21 protein-coding genes are annotated in these 19,421 nt (G+C 63.5%); all 21 read right to left on the bottom strand.

Going from position 1 to position 19,421, the window contains the following annotated elements:
* Positions 1-6: 6 nt before the first annotated feature.
* The 21 genes from nagZ to E5CHR_RS24230 all read right to left on the bottom strand — a co-directional run bounded on the left by nagZ (position 7) and on the right by E5CHR_RS24230 (position 19,392).
* Positions 7-1,083, bottom strand: a complete 1,077-nt coding sequence (gene nagZ, locus E5CHR_RS24130) for a beta-N-acetylhexosaminidase (RefSeq protein WP_162582183.1) — start codon at positions 1,081-1,083, stop codon at positions 7-9.
* Complete coding sequence (gene acpS / locus E5CHR_RS24135; RefSeq protein WP_162582184.1) at positions 1,080-1,475, bottom strand: holo-ACP synthase; 396 nt, start codon at positions 1,473-1,475, stop codon at positions 1,080-1,082. Before acpS ends, nagZ begins: the two co-directional genes overlap by 4 nt.
* Positions 1,472-2,215: a pyridoxine 5'-phosphate synthase gene (locus tag E5CHR_RS24140; RefSeq protein ID WP_162582185.1), complete on the bottom strand. Its 744-nt coding sequence runs from the start codon at positions 2,213-2,215 to the stop codon at positions 1,472-1,474. Before E5CHR_RS24140 ends, acpS begins: the two co-directional genes overlap by 4 nt.
* Positions 2,212-2,982, bottom strand: a complete 771-nt coding sequence (gene recO / locus E5CHR_RS24145) for a DNA repair protein RecO (protein ID WP_162582186.1) — start codon at positions 2,980-2,982, stop codon at positions 2,212-2,214. Before recO ends, E5CHR_RS24140 begins: the two co-directional genes overlap by 4 nt.
* Before the next feature lie 15 nt (positions 2,983-2,997).
* Positions 2,998-3,963: a GTPase Era gene (gene era, locus E5CHR_RS24150; RefSeq protein ID WP_162582187.1), complete on the bottom strand. Its 966-nt coding sequence runs from the start codon at positions 3,961-3,963 to the stop codon at positions 2,998-3,000.
* On the bottom strand, positions 3,960-4,682 hold the full coding sequence (gene rnc / locus E5CHR_RS24155) for a ribonuclease III (RefSeq protein ID WP_162582188.1): 723 nt from the start codon (positions 4,680-4,682) through the stop codon (positions 3,960-3,962). The genes era and rnc overlap by 4 nt, the downstream gene beginning before the upstream one ends.
* Before the next feature lie 71 nt (positions 4,683-4,753).
* A complete protein-coding gene (locus tag E5CHR_RS24160; RefSeq protein WP_162582189.1) occupies positions 4,754-5,110 on the bottom strand; it encodes a DUF4845 domain-containing protein in 357 nt (118 codons plus the stop codon).
* 25 nt (positions 5,111-5,135) lie between these two features.
* Positions 5,136-6,107: a signal peptidase I gene (lepB, locus tag E5CHR_RS24165; protein WP_162582190.1), complete on the bottom strand. Its 972-nt coding sequence runs from the start codon at positions 6,105-6,107 to the stop codon at positions 5,136-5,138.
* 12 nt (positions 6,108-6,119) lie between these two features.
* A complete protein-coding gene (lepA, locus tag E5CHR_RS24170) occupies positions 6,120-7,931 on the bottom strand; it encodes a translation elongation factor 4 (RefSeq protein WP_162582191.1) in 1,812 nt (603 codons plus the stop codon).
* 520 nt (positions 7,932-8,451) lie between these two features.
* Positions 8,452-9,939, bottom strand: a complete 1,488-nt coding sequence (locus E5CHR_RS24175) for a DegQ family serine endoprotease (RefSeq protein ID WP_162582192.1) — start codon at positions 9,937-9,939, stop codon at positions 8,452-8,454.
* A gap of 44 nt (positions 9,940-9,983) precedes the next feature.
* The gene (locus tag E5CHR_RS24180; RefSeq protein ID WP_162583877.1) at positions 9,984-11,051 is read right to left on the bottom strand and encodes a MucB/RseB C-terminal domain-containing protein; all 1,068 of its coding nucleotides are present in this window, start codon (positions 11,049-11,051) and stop codon (positions 9,984-9,986) included.
* Between the two features lie 25 nt (positions 11,052-11,076).
* Complete coding sequence (locus E5CHR_RS24185; RefSeq protein ID WP_162582193.1) at positions 11,077-11,733, bottom strand: sigma-E factor negative regulatory protein; 657 nt, start codon at positions 11,731-11,733, stop codon at positions 11,077-11,079.
* A 13-nt stretch (positions 11,734-11,746) separates the two neighbouring features.
* Positions 11,747-12,421, bottom strand: coding sequence for an RNA polymerase sigma factor RpoE (gene rpoE / locus E5CHR_RS24190; RefSeq protein WP_162582194.1), 675 nt, complete (start codon positions 12,419-12,421; stop codon positions 11,747-11,749).
* A gap of 495 nt (positions 12,422-12,916) precedes the next feature.
* Positions 12,917-14,161: a beta-ketoacyl-ACP synthase II gene (fabF, locus tag E5CHR_RS24195; RefSeq protein WP_162582195.1), complete on the bottom strand. Its 1,245-nt coding sequence runs from the start codon at positions 14,159-14,161 to the stop codon at positions 12,917-12,919.
* A 93-nt stretch (positions 14,162-14,254) separates the two neighbouring features.
* On the bottom strand, positions 14,255-14,494 hold the full coding sequence (gene acpP, locus E5CHR_RS24200; RefSeq protein WP_007830471.1) for an acyl carrier protein: 240 nt from the start codon (positions 14,492-14,494) through the stop codon (positions 14,255-14,257).
* A gap of 99 nt (positions 14,495-14,593) precedes the next feature.
* A complete protein-coding gene (fabG, locus tag E5CHR_RS24205) occupies positions 14,594-15,337 on the bottom strand; it encodes a 3-oxoacyl-ACP reductase FabG (protein ID WP_162582196.1) in 744 nt (247 codons plus the stop codon).
* Positions 15,338-15,364: 27 nt separating this feature from the next.
* The gene (fabD, locus tag E5CHR_RS24210) at positions 15,365-16,318 is read right to left on the bottom strand and encodes an ACP S-malonyltransferase (protein WP_162582197.1); all 954 of its coding nucleotides are present in this window, start codon (positions 16,316-16,318) and stop codon (positions 15,365-15,367) included.
* Positions 16,319-16,369: 51 nt separating this feature from the next.
* The gene (locus tag E5CHR_RS24215; RefSeq protein ID WP_162582198.1) at positions 16,370-17,347 is read right to left on the bottom strand and encodes a beta-ketoacyl-ACP synthase III; all 978 of its coding nucleotides are present in this window, start codon (positions 17,345-17,347) and stop codon (positions 16,370-16,372) included.
* Complete coding sequence (plsX, locus tag E5CHR_RS24220; RefSeq protein ID WP_162582199.1) at positions 17,347-18,438, bottom strand: phosphate acyltransferase PlsX; 1,092 nt, start codon at positions 18,436-18,438, stop codon at positions 17,347-17,349. Before plsX ends, E5CHR_RS24215 begins: the two co-directional genes overlap by 1 nt.
* A 62-nt stretch (positions 18,439-18,500) precedes the next feature.
* Entirely contained in the window at positions 18,501-18,683 is a 183-nt protein-coding gene (rpmF, locus tag E5CHR_RS24225; RefSeq protein ID WP_068678319.1) for a 50S ribosomal protein L32, read from the bottom strand.
* A 160-nt stretch (positions 18,684-18,843) separates the two neighbouring features.
* Positions 18,844-19,392, bottom strand: a complete 549-nt coding sequence (locus E5CHR_RS24230; RefSeq protein ID WP_162582200.1) for a YceD family protein — start codon at positions 19,390-19,392, stop codon at positions 18,844-18,846.
* Between the last annotated feature and the right edge of the window lie 29 nt (positions 19,393-19,421).

Consider the following 19,421-nt stretch of genomic DNA (forward strand, 5'->3'; position numbering starts at 1 on the left):
CTGAAGTCAGAGCCTGGCCAGCGTTGCGGCCGCTTGCCGATAACCGGGCGAGAGCATGAGGTCGTCCCAGGCGAGTGCATCGCCCCGCGGCAGCAGACCGCGCCGACGCGCCTCGCTGGTGGACTCCGGCTTCCATCGGCCTTTGCGGCGCGCTGCCGCAAAGCCGTCGAGCACTTCGTCGAGCACCGTGCTGTCGCCGATGCTCTGGTTGCACAACAGCGCGAGGTCGCAGCCGGCGCCAAGAGCGGCGAGCGCTGCATCGGTGTAGCTCAGCAGTTCACCCTGAACGCTGCGCGCGGCCTCCATGCTGAGGTCGTCGCTGAACACCGCGCCGTCGAAGCCCAGCTGGCGGCGCAAGATCTGCTGCAGCCACTTCGATGAGAAGCCTGCAGGACAGGCATCGACCTTGGGATAGATCACATGCGCGGGCATGACTGCCGCCAGCGTGCCGCCTAGCCAGTCGTAGGGCTTGGCATCGTCGGCCATGATCGATTTGAGGCTGCGGCGGTCCACCGGGATCGCGACGTGCGAGTCCGCACGCACGAAGCCATGCCCCGGAAAATGCTTGCCGCAGTTGGCCATGCCCGCCTGCAGCAGACCGTGCGCGAGGCTCCGGGCCAGCAGCGCGACGACACGCGGGTCGCGATGGAAGCTGCGGTCGCCGATCACGCTGCTCTCGCCGTAATCCAGGTCCAGCACGGGCGTGAAGCTGAAATCGAGGCCGCAGGCGCGCAGCTCGGCGCCGAGCACATGTCCGCAGGCGACGGCCGCCTGGGTGGCACGCATCGGATCGCGCATCCAGAGCTCGCCCAGCGTGCGCATGGAAGGCAGGCGGGTGAAGCCGTCGGAGCGGAAGCGCTGCACCCGTCCGCCTTCATGGTCGACGCAGATCAGGACGTCTGGCCGCAGCGATTTGATTTCGGCGTTGAGGGCGCTCATCTGCGCTCGGTCCTGCCAGTTGCGCGCGAAGTGAATCACGCCGCCTACCAGTGGATCGGCAAGTCGGCGGCGGTCGGCGGCATTCAACGCGGTACCCGCGACGTCGACGATCAGCGGAGCGTGCACCGGGTTCGAGTCGGTCATGGCCTGCGTTCGACCACGACAAAGCTGGCCGCGTAGTCGGTCTCGTCGGTCACCGTCACGTGAGCTGCCAGGCCCTCGGCCTCGAACCAGTCCTTCAACACACCGTAAAGCACGATCACGGGCTTGCCACTGCGCTGGTTCGCGATCTCGCACAGGCGCCAGCTCATCGGCATGCGCATGCCCAGGCCGATGGCTTTGCTGAAGGCCTCCTTGGCGGAAAAGCGGGTGGCCAGGTAGCGCAAACCGCGCTTCGGCCAGCGGGCGCTGCGCGCGCGCCAGACCTCGAGTTCGGCGTCGCTCAGCACGCGCTGGGCAAAGCGCTCACCCTGGCGCTCGAAAGTGGCGGCAATGCGGCGGATGTCGCAAATGTCGGTACCGATGCCGTAGATCACGCAGCCTCTCGAATGCAGCGCAGGTAGTCACGCGTGGCCGCGGCGTAGCCGAGTTCCAGCGCATCGGAGACGAAGGCGTGGCCGATCGAAACCTCGCGCAAACCGGGTACCGCTCGCACGAATTCCGTGAGGTTGTCGCGGCTCAGGTCATGGCCGGCGTTGACTTCGAGGCCCGCTGCCTGCGCCGCGCGGGCCGCTTCCGCATAAAGCCCCAGCACCGCATCCCCCCTGGAAGTGCCGTGCGAGGCGGCGTAGCCCTCGGTGTAGAGCTCGATGCGGTCGGCCCCGACTGCCTTGGCGGCGGCCATCATGTCCGGCTCCGGGTCCATGAAGAGGCTCACGCGCACGCCCAGGGTCTTTGCTTCGGCTATCAGCGGGCGCAGCCGATCGGCATCGTCTGGGAAGGTCCAGCCGTGGTCGCTGGTGGACTGGGCTACTTCGTCGGGAACGAAGGTGGCCTGGTGCGGGCGCAGCTCACGCACGAAGTCCATCAGGTTGTGGAACGGGTTGCCTTCGATGTTGAACTCGGCCTGAGGCCAGTCCTTGCGCAGCAGCTCCGACAGGTCCTGCACGTCCTGCGGGCGGATGTGGCGCTGGTCGGGCCGGGGGTGCACCGTGATCCCGTGCGCGCCGGCATCCAGGCACAGCGCGGCGGCGAAGAGCACGCTGGGGATACCCAGCGAACGCGTGTTGCGCACCAGCGCCACCTTGTTGAGGTTGATCGACAGGGAAGTGCTCATAATGCTTGCAAGTCTCTCATCATCTGGCGCGTGCGAAGTGTGCTCACACCGCAATGGTAGTTGAGCAGCACACGCAGCTGGTTGCGCAAGGCGCTGTTGGCGCCTGGGTTCATGGTGGCGACCTGGCGCAGCGTGGCGGCTAGGGGCGCGCGCTCCTCGAGCATGCGCTGCAGGGCCTGCCAGTCGGCGCCATCGAGCGCAGCTTCATCCTCAGCAGCGAGGCGCAGGCCGGCCTCGGGCACGAGGGCGTAGCGCGCCTGCGCTTCGATGGGCGCCAGCGTCATGGTTTCAATATCGAGCACCGGCAGCAGCCCGACTTCGCGCAGCAGCAGCAGCTCGAAGGCCCGCAGCGCGGCGGCCTGGGTCGCGGCCTGGGCGCCTCCATGGTCGCCGGCCAGCACCTGCACCATGACGGCGTAGCCGTCGAACAGCGCTTCGTGCGCGTCATCCCGCGCCAGCAGACGCAGCAGCAGTTCGTTCAGGTAGTAGCCCGACAGCAGCGCTTCGCCGGTGGGCATCACATGGCCGCCCATCCACTCGGCCCCCTTGAGCGTGCGGATCTCGGCGTCACCGCCGTAGCTGACCTGCAGCGGCTGCAGAGGCAGCAACACCGGCCGGAAATTGGAGCTGGGTCTCTTGGCACCCTTGGCCACGAGCGCGATGCGTCCGTGGTGGCGGGTGAAGACCTCCAGGATCAGGCTCGACTCGCTCCAGTCATAGTGGTGCAGCACATAGGCCGGTTCATGCGAAACGCGGTGGGTTGCCATTACCCTCGAACACGCTCATTCATATCCGAATGAACGCACCCGTGCCTCGTCGTCGGCCCAGCCCGAACGCACCTTGACCCACAGCTCGATGAAGACCTTGGCGTCAGCGAGTTTTTCGAGTTCCTGCCGGGTTTCCATGCCGATGCGCTTGATGCGCTCACCCTTGTCGCCGATCACCATCGCCTTGTGGCTGTCGCGCTCCACGACGATGGTGGCAGCGATGCGCAGCAGGCGCTTCTGGCCCTTGCGGGCAGGCGGCTCCTCCTCGAACTTGTCGATCACCACGGTCGATGTGTAGGGAAGCTCGTCGCCGGTCAGCCGAAACAGCTTTTCCCGCACCAGTTCGCTGGCCAGAAACTGCTCGCTGCGATCGGTGAGCTCGTCCTCGGAATACCACCAGGGTTGCTCCGGCAGGTACTTTTCGCAAATGGCGAACAGGCGTTCGATGTCCTTCGGGTTCTTGGCGGACATCGGGATGAACTCGGCGAAGGCGTACCTGCCTTGCATGTCCTGCAGCCACGGCGCCAGCTCGCTGCGGCGATGCACGTTGTCGAGCTTGTTGGCGACCAGCACTGTCGGAATACCGCTGCCGAGCAGCTTGAGCACCCGCTCGTCCGCAGGGGTAAAGCTTCCGGCCTCGACCACGAAGAGAATCAGGTCCACGTCGGAGACCGCGCCCACCACCGTCTTGTTGAGCGAACGGTTGAGGGCGTTGCCGTGCAGCGTCTGGAAACCCGGCGTATCGACGAAAACGAATTGCGTCAGCCCCCGCGTGCGCATGCCGGTGATGCGGTGCCGCGTCGTCTGCGCCTTGCGCGAGGTAATGCTGATCTTCTGGCCGACCAGCGCATTGAGCAGCGTCGACTTGCCCACGTTGGGCTTGCCGACGATGGCGACCAGACCGCAGCGCTGGCCGGGGGATGGGACCGGGCCCGCGCTTTCTGCAGAAGAGAGTGGATCGGATTCGATGGGATGGTTCATGGGGATGCCTTTGCGGCGCCTCCGCGCGCCTTGAGCCGGATCAACATGGCGGCGGCGGCGGCCTGCTCGCCGGCGCGGCGCGAGCCGCCGATGCCGCGTTCGCGCAAGTCCAGCTCGGGCACCTCGCATTCGACATCGAAAGTCTGCTTGTGCGCCGCGCCCAGCGTGCCGATCACGCGGTAGACCGGCAGCTTCATTTTGTGGCCCTGAAGCCATTCCTGCAATTCGGTCTTGGGATCCTTGGCCGCGGCCTCCATGCGCGGCGTGATGGCAACGGACTCGTATAGCCGCCGCACCAGCGCCTGCGCCGGCCCATAGCCTGCGTCGAGGTAGACGGCACCAATGAGCGCTTCCAGTGCATCTGCCAGGATCGACGGGCGGTTGGGCCCGCCCGAGCGCGCTTCGCCTTCGCCCAGCCGCAGCAGCGGAGGCAGCGCCAACTTGAGCGCCAGTTGATGCAAAGTGTCTTGCTTGACCAGATTGGCCCTCACCCGGGACAGGTCGCCCTCGGGCAATTGCGACAGCTGCTCGTACAGCAGGTGAGCGACCGCGAGGCCGAGCACCGAATCGCCCAGGAATTCGAGGCGCTCGTTGTGGTCAGCCGAAAAGCTGCGGTGCGTCAACGCACGCTGCAGCAGCCGGGGATCGGAAAAGGAATACTGGATACGCGCTTGCAGCGCGTCGAGGTCACCGCCCGTCACGGCCGGTCCGTCGAGCATTGCGCCAAGGCATGCGCAGCCCCTCGACACGGAGGCGCAAGGGCTCGGCCGCGACCCCGTGGGCGTCCATTTCAGTGCGATTGGCCAGCGTACTTGAGCGTCAGGTAGGCCGGCCCGAACAGGTGGATCTCGCGCTCATAGGCGAAGGACACAACGACCTTGTCGCCGACCTTCTTGACGTCGAGGTCCTTGCCCGCGACGGACTGGAAGTCGTCGATGGCCTGGGCCCGATCGAAGATCGCCCGAACCTCGGGGACGGTCGTGCCCTCTTTGGCCTTGTTCGCGGCCTTCGTGATCGCCTGGTATTCGATCAGCGTCGGAATCACCTGAGCCACCACCACGCCAGCACAGGCCACCACGATAGCGACGAACAGTAACCCGATAAAGGATATGCCGCGCTCGCGCCGCCTGGATTGACTTGATCTCATGCCCTCTTTCCCTCCAAAACCTCGATTATTGGAACCCGCCGATGCGCTTGAGGTCGCCGAAATTCATCCAGACGAAGAAGGCCCTGCCCACGATGTTCTTGTCAGGCACAAAGCCCCAGTAGCGCGAATCGAGCGAGTTGTCGCGGTTGTCGCCCATCATGAAATAGTGGCCCGGCGGCACCTTGCACACGACGCCCTCGACACTGTAGCGGCAATTTTCCTGATTCGGGAACGCCATGATTTCGGCTTCCGAGAGGCCGGCGCGGCGACCATCGTCGTTGAGCAGCATGTGCCTCTTGCCGCCCAGGTCCTCGGAATACTGCTTGAGATAGCGCATCGCCTCTTCATCGAAATAGTCGGGCTCCGCCTGCTTGCTGATCGGCTGGCCGTTGATGGTGAGCTTCTTGTTGAGGTAGGCCACTTCGTCGCCAGGTATGCCGACCACGCGCTTGATGTAGTCCATGCTCGGCTTGGGCGGATAGCGGAACACCATGACGTCGCCGCGGGCAGGAGGGGTGCCTTCGGTCATCTTGGTGTTGATGACCGGCAAGCGCAGGCCATAGGTGAACTTGTTGACCAGGATCAGGTCGCCCGTCAGCAGCGTGGGCATCATTGAGCCGGAGGGGATCTTGAACGGTTCGACCAGGAAGGAGCGCAGCAGGAACACTGCAAGGATCACCGGGAAAAGGCCCGCGGTCCAGTCCAGCCACCACGGCTGCATGAGCAGGCGCTCACGCGCCTTCGGGTCCGCGGTGTCGACTTGGGTGATGCCTTGGCGGGATAGCTCTTGGCGCCGCGCTGCCAGGGAGACTTCCAGCGCCTCGGCTGCTCTTCGGCGCCGCGGAAGGAAATAGAGGCGCTCTGCCAACCAATACAGGCCCGTGACCACGGTGGCAAGGAACAGCAGCAGCGCAAAATTGCCTTCGACGGCACCGAAGTACCAGGCACCGATATAACCAATGAAAGCCGCAAGGATCAGGGAGGTGAGAAATGCCATCGATGCCGTGTTCTAGTCTTCGACCTGCAGGATGGCGAGAAAGGCCTCTTGCGGGACCTCGACCGAGCCGATCTGCTTCATTCTTTTCTTGCCCGCTTTCTGCTTCTCGAGCAGCTTGCGCTTGCGGGTGATGTCGCCGCCGTAGCACTTGGCGAGCACGTTCTTGCGCAGGGCCTTGATTGTCTCACGCGCGATGATGTTGGCACCGATGGCAGCCTGGATCGCCACGTCGTACATCTGGCGGCTGATGATCTCGCGCATCTTGGAAACGACAGCCCGGCCGCGGTACTGGCTTTGGCTTCGATGCACGATGATCGACAGCGCGTCGACCTTTTCGCCGTTGAGCAGGATGTCGACCTTGACGACATCGGACGCCCGGTACTCCTTGAATTCGTAGTCCATTGAGGCGTAACCTCGGCTGACCGACTTCAGCTTGTCGAAGAAGTCCAGGACGATCTCTCCCAGCGGCATCTCGTAGGTCAGCATCACCTGGCGACCGTGGTAGGCCATGTTCATCTGCACGCCGCGCTTCTGGTTGGCGAGCGTCATCACCGGGCCGACGTACTCCTGGGGCATGTAGAGATGGACCCTGACGATCGGCTCTCGGATCTCTGCCATGCGACCAACGTCGGGCATCTTCGACGGGTTCTCGACCATGATCACCTCGCCGTCGTTCTTCACGACCTGGTAGACCACGCTCGGGGCCGTGGTGATCAGGTCCTGGTCGAACTCGCGTTCCAGTCGCTCCTGCACGATCTCCATGTGCAGCAGCCCCAGGAAACCGCAGCGGAAGCCGAAGCCGAGTGCCTGGGACACCTCCGGCTCGTAGTGCAGGGAGGAGTCGTTGAGCTTGAGCTTCTCCAGCGCATCGCGCAGCGAGTCGTACTCGCTCGCCTCCGTCGGGTAGAGGCCGGCGAACACCTGCGGCTGGATTTCCTTGAAGCCCGGCAAAGCTTCGGTGGCGGTGGCAGCAGCCCCGCCGCTGCCGGTCTTGATCTGCGTGACGGTGTCGCCCACCTTCGCTGCCTGCAACTCCTTGATGCCGGCGATGATGAAGCCCACCTCGCCCGCTTCGAGCGACTGGCGCGGCTCGGTTGCCGGGGTGAAGACGCCGAGGCTATCGGCGTTGTAGCTCGCGCCCGAGGCCATCATCTTGATGCGGTCGCCCTTCGCCAAGCGGCCATCAACCACGCGAACCAGCATCACCACGCCTACGTAGGCATCGAACCAGCTGTCGACGATCATCGCGCGCAAGGCCGCGTCTGGGTTTCCGCGCGGCGCCGGCACCTTGGCCACGATGGCCTCGAGAATCTCGTCGATGCCCATTCCTGTCTTTGCCGAACACGGAATCGCATCGCCGGCGTCGATGCCGATCACGTCCTCGATCTCCGCTTTTGCGTTGTCGGGGTCGGCCTGCGGCAGGTCCATCTTGTTGAGCACCGGCACCACCTCGACACCGAGATCGAGTGCGGTGTAGCAGTTGGCCACCGTCTGCGCCTCAACACCCTGGCTCGCATCGACGACGAGCAGCGCACCTTCGCACGCAGACAGCGAGCGACTCACTTCATAAGAGAAGTCGACGTGACCCGGTGTGTCGATCAAATTGAGGTTGTAGACCTGGCCGTCGCGTGCCTTGTAGTGCAGTGCCGCGGTCTGCGCCTTGATGGTTATCCCACGCTCTTTCTCGATGTCCATCGAGTCGAGGACCTGCGCTTCCATCTCGCGTTCGGCGAGCCCTCCGCAGCGCTGGATCAAACGGTCTGCGAGTGTCGACTTGCCATGGTCGATGTGCGCAATGATCGAAAAATTTCTGATGTGATTCATCAAGGGGAACGCTTAAGTACTTGAATTGGCTCGTGCGCGGCAGGCTGCAGGCAAGAAAAAAGGGCGCGTCCCCAAGAGACGCGCCCTGAACCAACAAGCAATGGCAACTGCAGTAGTTGGAACTTCATTGTAGGCAAAAAGGGGGGCGCGTACAGCCGAGCCTGGGCCTCGAAATCGTCGTTGCAGACCAGCAACATGGAACTTATAAACAGCTTATCAACAGAATCGGTGGATCATTCCCTTAACAACTTGTGGGCGATCTGTGGAGCAACCGTGGGCTACATGCAGGAATCCCGCATGGTGGAGCTCGCGGATTTGCTTATGCGCGATATGGATCGCGGCAGCCACGTATTCTACTGAAAATCATCGTAAGGCCGCCGCTAAGTTAGCGTGTACCAACTAATTTAACGGCAAAGCGCGCCTAAAAAATTTTTGATTGAGGTTGCAGGAACACCGAAACCGAACCCGAAAAAGCCCCAAAACCCGACTGCGGGATGGGGCCACTTGACGGCGGCCGCCCTTACCTTGACGGACGGATGAGGGCGTACTGCGCCCACTCCCCGCGCCGGAAAAGCACGCTCACGGGCTTGCTTTTGTCAGCTTTCACCAACGCGGATTCGAACTCCTTGGCGTTGGCAACCTCGACGTTGTTGACGGCCAAGATGATGTCCCCCTCGCGCAGGCCCGCACGGGTTGCCGCCTCGGTAGCAGAATCGACCTTCACGCCGCCCTTCAGCTTGAGCTCCTTCTTTTGCCCCTCGGTAAGGTCACTCACAGCAAGGCCGAGGGACTTGGCAGCCGCCGACGCAGATGGCTTGCTGGACGGCTGCTCGTCGCGCTCCGCCGTCTGCGCCGGCTTGTCTGGCTCGATCTCGGCGATGGTCACGCTCAGGTCGCGCGAATTGCCGCGGCGGAATACGGTGACCGTGCTCTTGCTGCCGGGCTTGGTATTGCCCACAAGGCGCGGTAGATCACTGGGCTTCTCGATGGACTTGCCGTCAAAGCGGGTGATGATGTCCCCGGGCTCGATGCCTGCCTTCTCTCCCGGCGAGCCTGACTCGACCCCGCGCACCAGGGCGCCTTGCGCCTTGCCCAGGCCGATGGATTCGGCCACATCCTTCGTGACTTGGTCGATCTGGACACCGATGCGCCCGCGCGAAACCCGACCGTTCGTGCGCAGCTGGTCGCTCACGCGAATCGCCTCGTCAATGGGAATCGAAAAGGAGATGCCCATGAAGCCGCCGGAGCGCGAATAGATCTGGCTGTTGATCCCAACCACCTCGCCGCGCATATTGATCAGAGGACCGCCCGAATTGCCCGGGTTGATTGCGACGTCGGTCTGGATGAAGGGCAGGTAGTCGCCGGTGTCACGCTGCTTCGCGCTTACGATACCGGCGGTCACGGTGTTCTCGAGGCCAAAAGGTGAGCCGATAGCCATCACCCATTCGCCAACGCGCAACTTGGAGATATCGCCAACCTTGACGGCCGGAAGCCCGGTGGCATCGATCTTCACGACCGCGACATCGGTGCGCTTGTCGGCCCCAACGATTTTGGCCTTGAATTCACGCTTGTCGACCAGCGTCACCATGACCTCGGACGCACCCTCGACCACGTGGGCGTTGGTCATCACGAAGCCGTCGGAAGTCAGGATGAAACCGGAACCCACGCCCCGTGGCCGCTCCTCTTCCTGCGGCGCCTGCGGTCGATTCGGGCGCGGCCCTTGGCGCGGAATGTTGGGCATGGGCTGGCCGAAGAAACGGCGGAAGAACTCCTGCATCTCCTCGTCCATCTCGCCGCTGCCGCCGCGCTGCGTCACCTTCTCGACAGTCCGAATATTCACAACCGCCGGGCCGACTTGGTCGACCAGATCGGTAAAGTCGGGCAGCACCCGCGCCTGTGCTTGCGCATTGGCGGGCGTGACCGGCAGCAACGCAGCACTGGTCGCAAGCATGAATGCGCCTGCCAGGAAGAATAAGCGGATCCTGTTCCTCTCGGTTCTGAACATCATCGGCTTCCTTGATTGAAAAAACTTGAAAACATCGATATGGCGGCTCAACGCGCGCGCACAAGGCTCTGTGCGAACGCATCGAGCGTTTGAGGCGGAACTTCTCCGACCACGGTCAGCCACCAATCGCCATCCTTGTTCGTCAGCTTGCGCGTCAGTGTGTTGGTTGCGCCGAGTGCGAGCAAGACCTCTCGAGGCTGGTGTTTAACGTCGTAGGGCTCCACGAAGAGCGAGACCGTTGCCAAGCCATCGGAGAATATCCACTGCATCGTGTGCCCTTGCTCGCCGCCGGCCGCTGCGCCCATCGCGCGCTTATAGCAACTCACTGGCTTAAAACCCGCAATTGGGGCTCGCAGACCCCAACCCTCCTGGGCAGGCGTGCTGCGCTCGAGCTCGGATTTTTCCACCTTGTATCCGGCGGTGCTGGCCATCATTTGGGCCAGTGCCTGCGCTTTCACCGGTGCATCGAGCTGAAGTTCGGAAAAGGCAGACTGTTCGATGACTCGGTTCTCACCATCGAGGGTCTGCAACTTCACGACCAAGCCGGAGCGCCGCTCGCTCCAGATGCGATAGCCGAAGCGCAGGCTGTCGCGAGGTTCCAGTTGCACAACGTCGGCATCGAAGCCCGCAACGCGATCCTTGCCCGCAATGCGCGCACTATAGTAGTTGTCGATTGCGGAGTCAGGCGCACCGAGCAGGTTCGGGAAGAGTTCGAGGTTCTCGCGCTTCTCGCTCTTGACGATCTTTGCCTCGGGCAGGAAGGTCATCACATGGTCGTTGCGCCTGAAGGTGGAGCGCGGCGGCCCGGACAGCACCTCGACGCGCTCGAACTGGAAGTTGCCTTCGCAGACGTGCCAGATTCGGGCACTCGACAGATTTCCGCCTGCGGCAGAAACGACAAAGGTCCCGGCATAGGAACGTTGGCGGGAAGCCGTGTGCATGCGCTGCAGCCATTCGACAACACTCAGCGCCGGCATCTCGCCGCCGGGCGCGCCGATCAGCCCTTTCGCCGCTGGCGAGGCCACCTTGCTCTGTGCGGCGACCATCGGCGCAACGCACAGCGCCGCAACCAGAACGACAGCGCCACGCGCGGACAACGGCACTGAAACAGTCATTGCGGCAGCTGCAGGGGCACGATCATCAACGCGACGGTCCATCGAAGGTTGCATTGCGCAGGAAGCCCGAAGGCATCTGGGAAGCACCGCCTGCTTGCTGGTGCGCTTCAAGCAATTGGTCCAGGCGCGGATCGCGCAGCATGACTTGCGGATTTCCACTTCCTACCACGACCCGCATCGGCGTCAGCACGGATGATCCGCCCTGCGGCGCAGACCCGCTGGCGGCGAGCACCGATCCCGAGCCCTGCTGTTGCTGTTGCTGCTGCTGCTGGGCCAACTGCGCCGCCGGGCGAGGACCGACCACCCCAACCCAGTTCCACCCAATGGCCGCCGCAGCCGCCAGCGATGCTGCACCGGCCACGAGTTTCCATCGGAACACCGGCTCATTGGCGGCTTCGGCTCGGCGCAGAACCGGCATTGCGGCGGCATCGGGCGCGAGTGCCGGCACGGACGGCTCAGTCGCCAGCCGTTTCTGGAGTCGCGAGAGAAACAGCGAACTGTCGCTGCATGCAGTGTGGACGCCTGAGCGCAGCACATCCCCCACGACATGGTAGGCATGCCAAGTTGCACGCAGTTCGTCACTCCCGCAGACCTCGTCGATCACCTGGGCGAACTCGTCATCCCGTAGGTGCCCATCGGCCAGTGCGGAAACCTGCTCATTGACAGTGGTTGTGTGCTTCATCTTTTTCACCTGCTTACCAACGCTTGCCGGATTGGTTGTCCAGCAATGGCTTGACTCTGGCCGAAATGGCTTCACGCGCCCGGAAAATTCGCGATCGCACCGTACCGATCGGGCAATTCATGACCTCGGCGATTTCTTCGTAGCTCATGCCTTCGATCTCGCGCAGTGTGACCGCCTGCCTCAGCTCTGCGGGCAGTGCCTCCATCGCTGCTTCGACGGCGGCCGCGATCTCGTTGGCGGCAAGAACGGATTCGGGCGTTTCGTCGGTGGTTGGTTCGTTTCCGGGCCGGTAAGTTTCATCATCCTCTTCAGAAGACGAACGCAGCGTGCTCTCGGTTACCGTCGGATCGCGCTTCATGTCCACCAGGGCCTTCTTGGCGGTGTTGACCGCTATGCGGTAGAGCCATGTGTAGAACTGGGCCTCGCCCCTGAACTGATGAAGGGCGCGGTAGGCGCGGATGAAGGTCTCCTGCGCGATGTCTTCGACCAGATTGACGTCCCGCACCATGCGGCCGATCAGCCGCTCGATCCGGCGCTGGTATTTCAGGACAAGCAATTCGAACGCCTTCTGATCGCCCGCAACCGTGCGCTGGACGAGCTGGAAGTCGACTTCTCCTGCTCTCGGCGCGGCAGTCGACGCATCGTTCAAGACGGCGTCGGGCGGCATGGGCGGCGGGGCTGCGGTCATGAAAGAGGATGTTGCGCGTCAACCGGCGCCGACCGGGCGCCGGCCCGGGCCAGGCTGGCCACAACGGGGCGCGAATATAAAGCTCGGCGCAAAGTCTGCCAGCGCTCCGGCATGGTGCGTCGCTCAAGCCACAGCCACCTGCGGGCGGCCCCCGGTTCGCTCATGCATACGAGCAGCCAAGACTGGCCATCCAGGGCAACTTGCACTCGGCCCGCCTGCGGGCTGGTCACACCGCGGACCGACCAGCGTGTGCCGTCGAACTCCAGCACATGGGCTAAAGCGCTGCGTGGCGACGCTCTCCATGCAGCAAAGCCCGCTCCAAGGACGCAGAGCACCAGCAGCCCGGGGCGCCAGTCCATGCTACCCGACCGGGCGCATGCCGCAACCGCGCAACACGCGCCGCTGATCCAAAGAAGGAGCAAGAGGCGGTCCGCCATGCGCGAACGCCCCACCGGGTAGCTCACGGACGGGGCGCCGTGCATGGGTTCAGGGAATTCAAGCGCGCTTGAACACCAGCGTGCCGTTGGTGCCGCCAAACCCGAAGTTGTTCTTTACGGCAACATCAATCTTGAGATCACGCGCTTCATTGGCGCAGTAGTCGAGATCGCACTCCGGATCCTGATTGAAGATGTTGATGGTCGGTGGACTCTTCTGATGATGGATCGCGAGTACGGTGAACACCGACTCAATGCCACCGGCGCCGCCCAGCAGGTGGCCGGTCATGGACTTGGTCGAATTCACTACCATCTTCCGGGCTTGATCGCCGAAGGCCTTCTTGATTGCGTTGGTCTCGTTGAGGTCCCCGAGCGGCGTCGAGGTGCCGTGCGCGTTGAGATATTGGACTTGGTCAGCGTTGACTCCGGCGTTGCTCAGCGCCGCCACCATCGAGCGACGCGGTCCATCGACATCCGGAGCAGTCATGTGGAAGGCGTCGGCGCTCATGCCGAAGCCGGCGACTTCGGCGTAGATCTTGGCGCCGCGTGCCTTGGCCCTCTCGTATTCTTCGAGCACAACGACCCCCGCGCCTTCGCCGAGCACGAACCCGTCGCGGTCGCGATCCCAGGGGCGGGAAGCCGTGGCCGGGTCGTCGTTGCGCGTGGACAGCGCACGCGCCGCGGCAAACCCGCCGATGCCGAGCGGCGAGACCGTGGACTCGGCGCCGCCGGCGATCATCACATCGGCGTCGCCATACTCGATCATCCGAGCGGACGTGCCGATGGCATGCAAGCCGGTCGTACAGGCCGTCACGATCGCGATGTTCGGCCCCTTGAACCCGTAGTGGATCGATACATGACCGGAGATCATGTTGATGATCGAAGCGGGTACGAAGAAGGGCGACACGCGGCGCGGCCCGCGATTGGTCAGTTCGGCATGCGTCGCCTCGATCATGGGGAGCCCACCGATGCCGGAGCCGATGTTGCAGCCGATGCGCACGGCCTCGTCGTGGGATAGCGCATCACCGGTCGGAAGACCGCTGTCCTGCACGGCTTGCATGGCAGCGGCCAAGCCTAGGTGAATGAAGCGATCCATGTGGCGCGCTTCTTTCTCGGCAATGTACTGTGTGATGTCGAAGCCCCTCACCTCGCCCGCGAACTTGCACGCGAACGCGCCCGCATCAAAGCTGGCAATGGTGTCGATGCCCGACTTTCCGGCGAGCAGATTGCCCCAGGACTCGGCAACGGTATTTCCGACAGGGGCAATGCAACCGAGTCCGGTCACAACGACGCGGCGTTTGGTCATGCCGGCAAACCTTTCTGGAGGCACTGAGACCATCGGGCGGCCTGCACGATCATGGCAGCCGCGAACCGATTCGGAAACCCAGCGTGGCCGATATCAAGCCTTTTGATTCTTGGTGGCGTAGTCGACGGCGTTCTGGACGGTCGTGATCTTCTCGGCGTCTTCGTCCGGGATCTCGATGCCAAATTCGTCTTCGAGTGCCATCACCAGTTCGACCGTGTCGAGCGAGTCCGCACCGAGGTCTGCGACGAAAGCCTTCTCGTTGGTGACCTGGGACTCTTCAACGCCGAGTTGCTCGGCAATGATTTTCTTGACACGTGCTTCGATATCGCTCATTTGGTTCCCTCTGAGGGTTGTAGGTAATCGATGATTTTAGCCGGCCGGATCATGGCATTCAGCCCTGGCCCAAGGCGGCAAAGGAATTGCTTCTTGCGTTCACATATGCATGCCGCCATTGACATGGAGCTCCTGCCCCGTCACGTACCCGGCCTGAGGTGAAGCCAGGTAGGCGACGGCGTGGGCGATATCTGCCGGCTTGCCAAGGTGGCCGAGAGGGATCTGCGCCAGCAACGCCTGCTGTTGGGCTTGCGGCAAGTTGGCCGTCATGTCGGTCTCGATGAAACCGGGAGCGACACAATTGACGGTGACGTTGCGGCTGCCAAGCTCCCGAGCCAATGCGCGAGTCATTCCTGCAACACCGGCTTTGGCGGCGGCATAGTTGGCCTGACCAGCATTGCCAGACGCCCCAACCACGCTGGTGATGTTGATGATGCGACCGTAGCGCTGCTTCATCATGGGACGAATCGCGGCGCGCGAAAGGCGGAAGACGGCCTTGAGATTGGTGTCGAGCACTGCATCCCAGTCATCGTCCTTCAGGCGCATGGCCAGCATGTCGCGCGTGATGCCGGCATTGTTGACCAGCACGTGGATAGCCCCATAGGCCTTGACGATCTGGTCGATCGACGCCTCCACCGCCGGGCCGTCGTTCACGTCAAGCGCCAGGCCGCGCCCGCCATGAGCGCCAAGCGCAGCGGTGATCCTGTTGGCTCCCTCTTCGGTAGTGCCGGTGCCGATTACCTGCAGGCCACGATGCGCCAACTCGAGCGCGATCGCCGCCCCGATGCCGCGCGACGCGCCGGTGACCAGAGCCACCTGGCCTTCGAATTTGGGAATGCTCATTGGGGATCGATGTTGAAGCTCGGGAGCTCAGGCGCCGAGCAGTTGCTGGGTTTCCGCCCGGGTCGCCGGGTCGTAGACGGAGGCCGCGACGAGTTCAGGCGAAATCCGCTTGGCCATTCCGGCAAGCACCTTGCCAGGCCCGCATTCGATGATGACTTCAACGCCGCGGGCCTTCAAAGCCAACACGCTTTCGACCCACCGAACGGGACCCGCTGCCTGGCGCACGAGAGCGTCGCGTATCCGGTCAGCGCTTGTTTCGACCGCCACGTCGATATTGTTGAGGACCGGTATCTGTGGCGCCGCCAGGCTCACCGATGCCAGCCGCTGACGCAACGCCTCGGCGGCAGGCCGCATCAGGCTGGAGTGGAAGGGCGCCGATACAGGCAACGGGAGCGCGCGCTTGGCACCCTGAGCCTTGAGCACCTCGCAGGCCTTGTCGACTGCGGCCTTGCTGCCGGCGATCACCGTCTGCATCGGGTCGTTGAAGTTCACGGCCTCGACGACCTCATTGCTGCCGAGTTCGAAGCCGGAGGTCACCTGCGCGCAACCGGCTTTCACCTTTTCCGCATCCATCCCGAGGATGGCTGCCATCGCGCCCGCGCCCACCGGCACGGCTTGCTGCATCGCCTGGGCACGAAAACGCACAAGCGGCGCCGCCTGCGCCAGCGTGAGCACGCCGGCAGCGACAAGCGCGGAATACTCACCAAGCGAATGGCCTGCGACCAGCGCCGGCTTGGCACCGCCTTCGGCCAGCCAGGCCCGCCAGGCGGCAACGCCGGCGACCAGCATCACCGGCTGGGTGTTGGTGGTGAGGCCCAGCGCCTCCTTCGGACCTTCACGGATGAGGCGCGCGATGTCTTCATCCAGCGCATCGGAAGCTTCGCGCAGCGTCTCGGCCACGGCCGGGTGATCACCCCAGGCGTCGAGCATGCCGACAGCCTGCGAGCCCTGGCCCGGAAAAACGAAAGCGAAGGATTTCATTGTTGCGTCTCCGTTGCGCGTCCCTGGCATGCCCGGGGATCGCGCGTCGCACTACATGGTCAAAAGCACCGCGCCCCAGGTGAAGCCACCGCCAACACCTTCGAGCATGAGTGTGTCGCCCTTCTTCACCTTGCCCCCCCGAACCGCCTCGTCCAATGCCAGGGGAATGGAGGCTGCGGAGGTGTTGCCATGCTCATCGACGGTCACGACCAGCTTTTCGAGCGGCAACTTGAGCTTTCGCGCGGTGCCTTCCATGATGCGGATGTTGGCCTGATGGGGGATCAGCCAGTCGATTTGCGTGGCGTCCTTGCCGGCTTTCTGCAGGCACGCGCGTGCGGCCTCCTCCAGCACGCGGACGGCCAGCTTGAACACCGCCTGCCCGTCCATATGGAGCAGCGGGGTGCCGAGCACGTTGCCGCCCGAGACATGGCCGGGCACACAAAGAATGCCAACGTGCTTGCCGTCGGCATGCAAATCGCTGGCAAGAATGCCGGGCTCGGTGCTGGCTTCGAGCACCACCGCGCCGGCGCCATCGCCGAAAAGCACGCAGGTAGTGCGGTCGTTGAAGTCGAGGATGCGCGAGAACACTTCCGCACCAATGACCAGGGCGCATTTGGCGCTCCCCGTGCGGATCATCGCGTCCGCCACCGTCAGAGCGTAGACGAAACCGCTGCACACGGCCTGTACGTCGAAGGCAGCGCAACCGGCGATGCCCAGCTTGTTCTGAAGAATGGATGCCGACGACGGAAACACCATGTCTGGCGTCGACGTTGCAACAATGATCAGGTCGACATCCGCAGCGCTGCGGCCCGCAGCTTCGAGCGCCTGCTTTGCAGCCTGAACTCCCAAGTCGCTACTGGCCACCTCGGGCGCAGCGAAGTGGCGGGCACGAATGCCGGTCCGCTCGACGATCCATTGATCTGAGGTTTCGATGCCGCGCCCTGCCAATTCGCGGGCGAGTTCGTCATTTGTCACTCGACGAGGCGGCAGGTAACTGCCGGTGCCGGTGATGCGGGAAAAAGGAGTCATCAAACGTGGAGCGCCGCCGTGTCGACCGGCGTCGCCGGCTCTTGCCGCGCGAGCAGAGGCGCGGCGTGGGCGATGCGGGCCCGCACGCGATCGAGCAGGTTGTTGCGAGCGGCATCATAAGCGCGATCGAGCGCATGGCCGAAGGCAACTTCATCCGCAGAGCCATGGCTCTTGAATACCAAGCCGCGTAAACCCAGAAGGGCGGCGCCGTTGTAGCGCCTGTGATCCAGGCGTCGCTTGAGCGCTTTTAGCACCGGATACGAGACGATCGCCGCAAACTTGCTGAAGATGCTGCTGGAATATTCGATCCGAAGAAAATCGACGATCATCGATGCGACGCCTTCAGTGGCCTTCAAGGTGACGTTTCCAACAAAGCCGTCACAGACGACGATATCCGTCGTGCCCTTGAAGATGTCGTTGCCTTCCACGTTGCCGTAGAAATTGAGATCGTCGGAGTTCGCAGCCTTGCGAAGCAGCTGGCTGGCTCTTTTGATTGTCTCGCTGCCCTTGATCGCCTCTTCGCCCACATTGAGCAGCCCGACCGAGGGCGACTCATTGCCCGTCAGCGCGGAGACCAACGCGGAGCCCAGCACGGCAAATTGGAGAAGGTCCTCGGCATCGCAATCGACATTGGCGCCGAGATCAAGCACCGTGGTTGCGCCACCCTTGCTGTTCGGCAACTGGGGCGCAATGGCCGGGCGATCGATTCCTTCGAGCGTCTTGAGCAGGTAGCGCGCAATCGCCATCAACGCACCGGTGTTGCCGGCCGAGACGGCCGCCTGCGCCGCGCCGTCTTTCACTTGCTGAATCGCGACCCGCATGGACGAGTCTTTTTTCTTTCGCAGCGCGATCTCGATCGGGTCGTCCATCCCCACAACTTCGCTGGCCGGAATCAGCCGCGCGCGCAGGTGCGAAAAACCAGCGAGCGCAGCGGGCGCGCCGACCAGCAGCAGCGAGGCCTCGGCGTGACGCTCGAGAAAAGCCCGACAGGCCGCGAGCGTGACACGCGGGCCGTGATCTCCCCCCATGCAATCGACGGCCAGCGTGATCGCGCGGGGTGGGGACGTGACAGAATCGGAGGACGCAACCATCAAAACAAAGGCCCGACGCTACGCTAGAAGTAGCTTCGGGCCTTCAGCCTTGAAACAGCAGGTCAGGCTTCTGACTTGGTCTTGAGCACCTTGCGCCCGCGATAGAAGCCGTTGGGGCTGATATGGTGGCGCAGGTGGGTCTCGCCCGTGGTCGGCTCGACAGCCAAGCCCGGCACGCCCAGTGCGTTGTGGGAACGATGCATGCCGCGCTTGGACGGCGACTTCTTGTTTTGCTGGACAGCCATGCTGGCTCCTGAAAATGGTCGGGTGAGTGGGTGGGCACGCGCTTGACCGTGGGCTCTGGCGGCCCCTGCCGTCCATCCGCCACATCCGAAGGGCGGCGCGCGCGAAGCCCATGATTATAGCCCCATCGAAGGAGTAGATGCCAGCCCATCGGCTTCGAGCCTATTTCCGCTTATCCGACCGCAGCGTGCCAAGCACTGCGAACGGGTTGGGGCGGGCAGCCTCTGCGCCGTCGAACTCGGGATCCACTGCGGAGAGCTTCACGGGCTCAGGGCACTGCTCGTGACGAGGAGTCAGGGGAATTTCCATCAACAATTCATCCTCGATCAACGCCCGTAGATCGAAGTCTCGGCTGGCGACGAGCACGTCCTCCTCGGATTCCTCATCCTCGACGGCAGCTGTGTCTTCGTCTGCGACGAACCGAAACCAGCGATCAACCTTCAATTCAAGGTCCACCAACGCCAGACAACGTTGGCAGACGAGGGGCACCGTTGTGGAAGCGCTCAGATGAAGCCAGGGAACAGGGGCTTCCGCATGCCCTTCGCGCTCAGTGCCAACGGCCTCCCAGCGCACGCGCGAACCGGCCGTCGGGCTGCCCAGCTCCGCGGCCAGGCGCGGATAGGCGCTAACGGGCTCCTCGGCCGAAAGCGTCGCGGCAGTCTCGGCGAAGCGGTTCACGTCGAGCTTGTCCGGGGTGAATTCTCTGCTCATCGTCGCCAGTCTAAACCGCTCACGCACAA

The sequence above is a fragment of the Variovorax sp. PBS-H4 genome, from assembly GCF_901827205.1.
GTDB lineage: Bacteria > Pseudomonadota > Gammaproteobacteria > Burkholderiales > Burkholderiaceae_C > Variovorax.

What these genes read in the sequence shown, in the direction of transcription:
- nagZ (WP_162582183.1), bottom strand. Translation starts at nt 1,083, where the DNA reads ATGACCGACTCGAACCCGGTGCACGCTCCGCTGATCGTCGACGTCGCG.
- E5CHR_RS24140 (WP_162582185.1), bottom strand. Translation starts at nt 2,215, where the DNA reads ATGAGCACTTCCCTGTCGATCAACCTCAACAAGGTGGCGCTGGTGCGC.
- recO (WP_162582186.1), bottom strand. Translation starts at nt 2,982, where the DNA reads ATGGCAACCCACCGCGTTTCGCATGAACCGGCCTATGTGCTGCACCAC.
- era (WP_162582187.1), bottom strand. Translation starts at nt 3,963, where the DNA reads ATGAACCATCCCATCGAATCCGATCCACTCTCTTCTGCAGAAAGCGCG.
- rnc (WP_162582188.1), bottom strand. Translation starts at nt 4,682, where the DNA reads ATGCTCGACGGACCGGCCGTGACGGGCGGTGACCTCGACGCGCTGCAA.
- E5CHR_RS24160 (WP_162582189.1), bottom strand. Translation starts at nt 5,110, where the DNA reads ATGAGATCAAGTCAATCCAGGCGGCGCGAGCGCGGCATATCCTTTATC.
- lepB (WP_162582190.1), bottom strand. Translation starts at nt 6,107, where the DNA reads ATGGCATTTCTCACCTCCCTGATCCTTGCGGCTTTCATTGGTTATATC.
- lepA (WP_162582191.1), bottom strand. Translation starts at nt 7,931, where the DNA reads ATGAATCACATCAGAAATTTTTCGATCATTGCGCACATCGACCATGGC.
- E5CHR_RS24175 (WP_162582192.1), bottom strand. Translation starts at nt 9,939, where the DNA reads ATGATGTTCAGAACCGAGAGGAACAGGATCCGCTTATTCTTCCTGGCA.
- E5CHR_RS24180 (WP_162583877.1), bottom strand. Translation starts at nt 11,051, where the DNA reads ATGACTGTTTCAGTGCCGTTGTCCGCGCGTGGCGCTGTCGTTCTGGTT.
- E5CHR_RS24185 (WP_162582193.1), bottom strand. Translation starts at nt 11,733, where the DNA reads ATGAAGCACACAACCACTGTCAATGAGCAGGTTTCCGCACTGGCCGAT.
- rpoE (WP_162582194.1), bottom strand. Translation starts at nt 12,421, where the DNA reads ATGACCGCAGCCCCGCCGCCCATGCCGCCCGACGCCGTCTTGAACGAT.
- fabF (WP_162582195.1), bottom strand. Translation starts at nt 14,161, where the DNA reads ATGACCAAACGCCGCGTCGTTGTGACCGGACTCGGTTGCATTGCCCCT.
- acpP (WP_007830471.1), bottom strand. Translation starts at nt 14,494, where the DNA reads ATGAGCGATATCGAAGCACGTGTCAAGAAAATCATTGCCGAGCAACTC.
- fabG (WP_162582196.1), bottom strand. Translation starts at nt 15,337, where the DNA reads ATGAGCATTCCCAAATTCGAAGGCCAGGTGGCTCTGGTCACCGGCGCG.
- fabD (WP_162582197.1), bottom strand. Translation starts at nt 16,318, where the DNA reads ATGAAATCCTTCGCTTTCGTTTTTCCGGGCCAGGGCTCGCAGGCTGTC.
- E5CHR_RS24215 (WP_162582198.1), bottom strand. Translation starts at nt 17,347, where the DNA reads ATGACTCCTTTTTCCCGCATCACCGGCACCGGCAGTTACCTGCCGCCT.
- plsX (WP_162582199.1), bottom strand. Translation starts at nt 18,438, where the DNA reads ATGGTTGCGTCCTCCGATTCTGTCACGTCCCCACCCCGCGCGATCACG.
- rpmF (WP_068678319.1), bottom strand. Translation starts at nt 18,683, where the DNA reads ATGGCTGTCCAGCAAAACAAGAAGTCGCCGTCCAAGCGCGGCATGCAT.
- E5CHR_RS24230 (WP_162582200.1), bottom strand. Translation starts at nt 19,392, where the DNA reads ATGAGCAGAGAATTCACCCCGGACAAGCTCGACGTGAACCGCTTCGCC.